Here is a 6,103-nt window from a genome sequence, read left to right as displayed (position 1 = left end):
GGCGATCGCCTCGAGGCACGCGTCGACCGACTCCGCGGCCCGCAGGTCCAGCCGATGACCCACCGCGGCCCAATCCGTGGGGTGGACGTGGAAGTCCCACAACCCGGGCATCACCCAACGTCCCTCAGCCTCGAGAGCCCGGCCGGACGCCGTCGAGCATGAACGGTCGATCGAGGCGATCCGACCGTTGTCGACCACGATGTCCACCGGCGCGTCGCCGCCGAGCAGGCGTGCGCCACGGATCACGAGGTCAGCTGACATGTCGGCGAGCGTAGGCCAGCCCAGTTGGCGCCGCAGCGGTGAGTGTGATCCCACCCGTGCGGTCGGGAGGTGAGTGTGGTCCCACAGGCCTGCCCGGGGTGGGACTGCACTCACCGCTCCTGAGGCGTCCGCGACCCCGTTCCGTCGCGCGCCAGAGATGCCGAAGGCCGGCCCCGTACGGGAGCCGGCCTTCAGTGTGGGGGAGTGGTCAGGCGCGCTCGTCGCCCACCTTGCCGTCGATGAAGTCGCGCCCCTGCTCGACCTTGTCGGCGTACTTGTCGCCGGTCTTCTCGTTGACGAACTTCTGTGCCTGGTCGAGCGCGTTGTCGGTCTGCTCCTCGTTGCCGACGACCTCGTTGACCTTCTGGGAGACCTTGTCCTTGAACGCATCGAATCCCATGAGTGGTACCCCTCACTAGATGAGTGGCCGGAGCCCCGGCCCAGACATTCGTCAGTCTTGCACGCACGGAGCCTCGCCGGGCAAGGTTCTGGTGATGGGTACATCTGCCCGGCGGGCTGGTGCATCCAGAGTTGAGCGGAATAGACTCAACTCTAGCGGGGTTGTCCTGGATGGACTCAGATTTCACAACCTTCGGAGGTTCGATGGACACCAAGCTCACCACCAAGTCGCAGGAGGCGATGGCGGCCGCGCTGCAGACGGCATCGACCGCAGGGAACCCGCAGCTGGAGCCGGTACATCTGCTCGCGGCCCTCCTTGAGCAGCAGGGAGGCGTGGCCAACGCGCTGCTCGACGCCGCCGGCGTCAACCGTGGCGCGATCGGGCAGCAGCTGCAGGGTGCCCTCGCAGCCCTGCCGTCGGCTTCGGGGGCGAGCGTCAATCAGCCCCAGGCCGCCCGCGGGCTCCTCACCGTGCTCAGCGCGGCGTCCCAGGAAGCCGGCGCACTGGGCGATGAGTACGTCTCCACCGAGCACCTGCTGCTCGCGCTGGCCAAGGACGCCGGCGCGGCCGGTGAGATCCTGCGCGCCGCCGGGGCCGAGCGGGACGTGCTGGTGGAGCGGCTCCCCGCAGTGCGCGGCTCGGGCAAGGTCACCTCGGCCGACCCGGAGGGCACCTTCCAGGCCCTGGAGAAGTACGGCACCGACCTCACCGCTCGCGCCCGCGAGGGCAAGATCGACCCGGTCATCGGCCGGGATTCCGAGATCCGGCGGGTGGTGCAGGTGCTCTCGCGTCGTACCAAGAACAACCCCGTGCTCATCGGTGAGCCGGGCGTCGGCAAGACCGCCGTCGTCGAGGGCCTCGCACAGCGGGTCGTGGACGGCGACGTCCCCGAGTCACTGAACGGCAAGCGCCTGATCGCGCTCGACCTCGGCGCGATGCTCGCAGGCGCCAAGTACCGCGGCGAGTTCGAGGAGCGGCTCAAGGCCGTCCTCGACGAGATCAAGGACTCCGACGGCGAGATCGTCACCTTCATCGACGAGCTGCACACCGTGGTCGGGGCCGGCGCCGGTGGAGACGGAGCGATGGACGCCGGCAACATGCTCAAGCCGATGCTCGCCCGCGGCGAGCTCCGCATGATCGGCGCCACCACGCTGGACGAGTACCGCGAATACATCGAGAAGGACCCCGCGCTGGAGCGTCGGTTCCAGCACGTGTTCGTGGGCGAGCCGCGCGAGGAGGACACGGTGGCGATCCTGCGCCGCATCGCCCCCAATTACGAGGCGCACCACAACGTGACGATCTCCGACGGCGCCCTCGTGGCCGCCGCCACGCTCTCCGACCGCTACATCACCGGCAGGCAGCTGCCCGACAAGGCGATCGATCTGGTGGACGAGGCTGCCTCGCGGCTGCGCATGGAGCTCGACTCCTCACCCGTGGAGATCGACCAGCTCCGGCGCGAGGTCGACCGCATGAAGATGGAGGAGGCCTACCTGTCCGAGGGGGGCACCGAGGACCCGGCCACTCGCCAGCGGCTCGAGAAGCTGCGCGCCGACCTCGCCGACCGGAGCGAGGAGCTGACCTCGCTGACCGCCCGCTGGGAGGCCGAGCGCTCGGGACTCAACCAGATCGGTGAGGCACGCAAGAAGCTCGACGAGTTGCGCACCGATGCCGAGCGTGCCCAGCGCGAGGGAGACCTCGACAAGGCATCGCGGCTGCTCTACGGCGAGATTCCCGCCGTCGAGCGCGAGATCGCCGAGGCCGAGCAGGCCGAGGCGCAGGCGGAGACCGGGTCGAAGCAGGCGCCGATGGTGGCCGAGTACGTCGGGCCGGAGGAGGTGGCCGAGGTGGTCGCCGCCTGGACCGGGATCCCGACCGGGCGGCTGTTGCAGGGCGAGACCGAGAAGCTGCTGCGGATGGAGGGGGTGCTCGGACGGCGCCTCATCGGGCAGCAGGCCGCGGTGCGGGTGGTCTCGGATGCGGTACGGCGTTCCCGCGCCGGCATCGCGGACCCCGACCGACCGCTCGGCTCGTTCCTGTTCCTCGGGCCCACCGGTGTGGGCAAGACCGAGCTCGCGAAGTCGCTCGCCGACTTCCTGTTCGACGACGAGCGCGCCATCGTGCGGATCGACATGAGCGAGTACAGCGAGAAGCACTCGGTCGCGCGACTCGTCGGAGCCCCTCCCGGGTACGTCGGCTACGAAGAGGGCGGTCAGCTCACCGAGGCGGTACGCCGCCGGCCCTACTCGGTGGTGCTCCTCGACGAGGTCGAGAAGGCTCACCCCGAGGTGTTCGACATCCTGCTGCAGGTGCTCGACGACGGTCGTCTCACCGACGGCCAGGGCCGCACCGTGGACTTCAGGAACGTCATCCTCGTGCTCACCTCGAACCTGGGCTCGCAGTTCCTGGTCGACGAGACGTTGGACGCCGGCGCCAAGAACGAGGCCGTGATGAGCCTCGTGCGGGCCTCCTTCAAGCCCGAGTTCCTCAACCGGCTCGACGAGATCGTGCTGTTCGACCCGCTGAGCGTCGAGGAGCTCGGCAGCATCGTCGACCTGCAGGTCGCGCGGCTGGCCGAACGCCTCGCCGACCGGCGCCTCACCCTGGAGGTCACGCCGGCGGCTCGCGAGTGGCTCGCGCTGGAAGGTTACGACCCCTCCTATGGCGCCCGCCCACTGCGCCGCCTGATCCAGCGGGAGATCGGCGACAAGCTCGCCCGACTGCTGCTGAGTGGCCAGGTGGCCGACGGCGATCACGTGGTGGTCGACCGTCCCGAGTCGCTCGATGCCGCCGGGCTCGACGTGACCTCGGGCGCGGCGATGTCAGGCGAACCGGCGTAGGAGTCCGCCGGCTCAGACAGCAACTGGCCCCGCTCGGAGCATACGAGCGGGGCCAGTCTGTGGTGGGTGTCAGTCGACCGTCACGTCACCGTCGATGAAGCTGCCGGTGAACATGGAGCCGTTGATCGCCGTCATGATGCAGGTGGACTTGCGGTCGCCGTACTCCCACGTGCCCTCGGTCGGCCACATGTAGGTGAAGTTGACGTTCTGCGAGTCGCCGACGGCGTCGAAGAAGGTCGCCACCGCGTCGGTGCAGAACTCCTTCGACTCAGCCTCGAGCACGTCCTCGCCCGGGAAGTCCGCCTCGTCGGTGGTCTGCTCGGCGACGACCTCAGCCGCGTGCGGCTGGTCGCACGGAACGGACTCGAGCATCTGGTTGTCGTTGTACTCCAGGCTGACCAGGCAGTCGCCCGGCACGAGCTCGAGGTCGGAGATCTCGGTGACGCCACCGCCGTCGTCGGTCGGCTCCGTGTCGTCGGTCGGCTCCTGGTCGTCCGTGGGCTCCTGGTCGTCGGTCGGCTCCTGGGTGGTGGTCGGATCAGCCGTGGGGTCCTCGGTGCCGCCGCCGGTGAGCGCGCGGATCGCGAAGAAGATGCCCACGATCACGGCGATGCCGACGACCACACCGATGATGATCGGCATCGGGCTCTTCTTCGGCGGCTGGCCACCGGGGCCACCCGCACCGCCATACCCGCCGTAGCCCGGCTGCGATGACGCGCCGAACGGCGGCTGTCCCGGCTGGCTCGGCTGACCGAAGCCACCCGGCTGCCCGGGCTGCTGCCCGAAGGCCGGCTGACCCGGCTGCTGACCCGGCTGCTGGCCGAAGGCCGGCTGGCCGGGCTGCTGAGGCTGCTGCGGCTGACCGAAGCTCGGCTGCCCCGGCTGTTGCGGCTGACCGTAGCCAGGCTGCTGCGGCGGCTGGCCGGGCTGCCCCGGCTGGGAGGACGCCCCATAGCTGGGCGTCTGGCCGGGCTGCCCCGGCTGCGAGGACGCCCCGTAACTAGGCGCCTGGCCCGGCTGTTGCGGCTGACCGTAGCCCGGCTGCTGCGGTTGGCCAGGCTGCTGGCCAGGCTGCTGTCCTGGCTGCTGCGGGTCCTGCCCCGGCTGCCCCGGCTGACCGGGGTTCTGCGGGTCCTGGCCCGACGGGTTCCATGGCGTGCTCATCTGTTCCCCTTCCTAGGAATTCACGAGATCGACGTCGAGGGGGCCGGCATCTGCGCGGAGCAGGCAGACCACCTGGGTGTTGCCCTGGTCCCAGCCGATCTCTGACGGGACGAGGTACCAAGGCACGAACGAGGCATCCCCGGCGTCGAGCTGCTCGACATCGGCGGTGCAGGTGGAGGTTGCGTCGGTGGCGAGCTGATCAGCGCCCGGGAACTGGCCGGACAGCGCGTGGAGGCTGACGACCTGCGCGGCGTGCTCCTCGGCGCAGGGCACCAGGCGGACCTCGCCCACCTGCTGCGCGGGCGGCAGCGTCTGGATGCAGTTGCCCACCGCGAGGTTGGCGGCCGCGATCGTGCGGGGCGACGACACGTTCCCGGGCTGCGGGCTCTCGAGCGCGCGGTCGATGGTTCCGTTCAGCGACAGCACCGCCGTCAGCAGCGCCCACCCCACCGTGAACAGCGCGCCGAGCGCCACGCCGGTCCACGCGAGGTTCATGCTGCGCCGCCGCGTCTGCTTGATGCGGTTGCGTGCGAGCAGCCCGAGCGCGATCCCCACCGGACCGAGCGGCGATGTGGCCACGCCCGCGACCGCGAGCGGCTCCAGCTTATGCTTCGGCGCGACCGGGAACGTGAAGGACCCGTACCCGCCCTGCTGCTGCACGGGCTGCTCGGCAGGCCGAGCGCCGTACATGCTCTGTCCCGACGGCGCAGTGGCGCCTTGATGGGTCGGCATCTGCGGGATCTGGGGCACCGGGGGCCCCTGCGGCGCACCCGAGGGGTCCTGCCAGGCCTGCTGCGAACCCTGCTGACCGTAGCCAGGGGTCGGTGAGGCCGGAGCCCCGGCCGGCTGCCCGTACGGCGGCTGGTCAGGGCTCGGCCATGATGCTGGCGGCTGACCCATGCGCGAAACACTATCTGGCATCGGTGACCTCGCCCGAGCAGCGACAGGTCAGAGGTGCCCATCCAGGATGGGTACCTGTCTGTTCAGGCCGCTCCGCCGTCGAGATCGAGAATGACCGGGACGTGATCGGACGTGCCCTTGCCCTTGCGCTCCTCACGGTCGATCTCGACCCGCTGCAGCCGCTCGGCGAACGCGGCGTTGCCGAACGCGAGGTCGATCCGCATGCCGCGGTTCTTCGGGAACGCAAGCTGCTGGTAGTCCCAGTAGGTGAACCGGCCCGGCGTGGCGGCGGCGGTGAGCTCGGCGAACCCGGCCTCAGACAGCGAGGCGAGCGCCTCCCGCTCAGGCGCGGACACGTGGGTCTTGCCCTCGAAGAAGCCGGGGTCCCACACGTCGGCGTCGGTGGGTGCCACGTTCCAGTCGCCCATCACCACGGTGGGCTCGGTGGGCCAGGCCGCGGCGGCCGAGCGCAGTGCCCGCAGCCAGTCCAGCTTGTAGAGATAGTGGGGGTCCTCCAGCGCTCGCCCGTTCGGCACGTACA

At 70.1% G+C, this 6,103-nt stretch carries 5 protein-coding genes and 1 pseudogene; 1 reads left to right on the top strand and 5 read right to left on the bottom strand.

What is annotated here, in order from left to right:
- Positions 1-261, bottom strand: a pseudogene (locus tag ACOJSN_RS24420) (amidohydrolase); the annotation flags it as partial.
- Positions 262-469: 208 nt separating this feature from the next.
- A complete protein-coding gene (locus ACOJSN_RS24415) occupies positions 470-661 on the bottom strand; it encodes an antitoxin (RefSeq protein WP_420115086.1) in 192 nt (63 codons plus the stop codon).
- A 203-nt stretch (positions 662-864) separates the two neighbouring features.
- On the opposite strand from ACOJSN_RS24415, the gene clpB reads away from it, so the two are divergent.
- Positions 865-3,498 carry an ATP-dependent chaperone ClpB gene (clpB, locus tag ACOJSN_RS24410; protein WP_420115085.1) on the top strand — a complete coding sequence of 878 codons (2,634 nt, stop codon included), beginning with the start codon at positions 865-867 and terminating at the stop codon, positions 3,496-3,498.
- A 69-nt stretch (positions 3,499-3,567) separates the two neighbouring features.
- Here clpB and ACOJSN_RS24405 read toward each other — a convergent pair whose 3' ends face one another.
- The 3 genes from ACOJSN_RS24405 to ACOJSN_RS24395 form a co-directional block, all read right to left on the bottom strand.
- Positions 3,568-4,662 carry a septum formation family protein gene (locus ACOJSN_RS24405; protein ID WP_420115084.1) on the bottom strand — a complete coding sequence of 365 codons (1,095 nt, stop codon included), beginning with the start codon at positions 4,660-4,662 and terminating at the stop codon, positions 3,568-3,570.
- Between the two features lie 12 nt (positions 4,663-4,674).
- Complete coding sequence (locus ACOJSN_RS24400) at positions 4,675-5,562, bottom strand: DUF4190 domain-containing protein (protein ID WP_420115083.1); 888 nt, start codon at positions 5,560-5,562, stop codon at positions 4,675-4,677.
- 83 nt (positions 5,563-5,645) lie between these two features.
- On the bottom strand, positions 5,646-6,103 hold a 458-nt coding region (locus ACOJSN_RS24395; RefSeq protein ID WP_420115082.1), incomplete at its 5' end, for an exodeoxyribonuclease III.

Origin of the sequence: Pseudactinotalea sp. (genome assembly GCF_048594945.1) — a bacterium.
Classification (GTDB): domain Bacteria; phylum Actinomycetota; class Actinomycetes; order Actinomycetales; family Beutenbergiaceae; genus Pseudactinotalea.
The sequence above is the reverse complement of the archived record's forward strand: the minus strand, read 5'-3'. Positions and strand labels throughout refer to the sequence as shown.

What these genes read in the sequence shown, in the direction of transcription:
- ACOJSN_RS24415 (WP_420115086.1), bottom strand. Translation starts at nt 661, where the DNA reads ATGGGATTCGATGCGTTCAAGGACAAGGTCTCCCAGAAGGTCAACGAG.
- clpB (WP_420115085.1), top strand. Translation starts at nt 865, where the DNA reads ATGGACACCAAGCTCACCACCAAGTCGCAGGAGGCGATGGCGGCCGCG.
- ACOJSN_RS24405 (WP_420115084.1), bottom strand. Translation starts at nt 4,662, where the DNA reads ATGAGCACGCCATGGAACCCGTCGGGCCAGGACCCGCAGAACCCCGGT.
- ACOJSN_RS24400 (WP_420115083.1), bottom strand. Translation starts at nt 5,562, where the DNA reads ATGGGTCAGCCGCCAGCATCATGGCCGAGCCCTGACCAGCCGCCGTAC.